Origin of the sequence: Polaribacter sp. BAL334, assembly GCF_015767435.1 — a bacterium.
In the GTDB taxonomy this organism is placed as follows: domain Bacteria; phylum Bacteroidota; class Bacteroidia; order Flavobacteriales; family Flavobacteriaceae; genus Polaribacter.
On sequence record NZ_JADWOV010000160.1, the window covers coordinates 1 to 454 of the forward strand.

Genomic DNA, 454 nt, shown 5'->3' on the forward strand with positions numbered 1-454 from the left:
CCTTGAGATATAATACTAATTGCTGGTAGTTTATTGGACACGAATTACACAGATTTACACGGATTTTTGATGCATTTTATTTCACAAATTTATACATATTGTATCTGTGAAATTCATGGAATTTGTGTCTAATCATTTCTAATGACAACTTTTTACAGCCTCAACAGTAGAAGTTAAAATAGGTTCTGGAGGAGAAATGAATGGAATTCCCAATCCTAAACCTCTTAAGATAAATAAAGCACCCATAAAAACCACCACAACAGGAATTGCTTTTTGGATAAAAATTCTAAAATTTCCTTTGGCAAAACTTCCAAAATAAACAACTACTGTCATTAAAGGAATGGTTCCTAATCCAAAAAGAAACATATAAAACGCCCCTGAAATGGGTGTGGATGTAGTCAATGCGCCTAAAATAGCCATATACACCAAACCACAAGGCAACAAACCATTTAAA

Annotated in this window: 1 protein-coding gene; it reads right to left on the bottom strand. The window is 32.8% G+C overall.

Annotation, left to right across the window (positions count from 1 at the left end):
- Positions 1 to 138 precede the first annotated feature (138 nt).
- Positions 139 to 454, bottom strand: a 316-nt coding sequence (locus tag IU405_RS00840; protein WP_197436750.1) for a sulfite exporter TauE/SafE family protein, incomplete at its 5' end; no start/stop codon positions are given.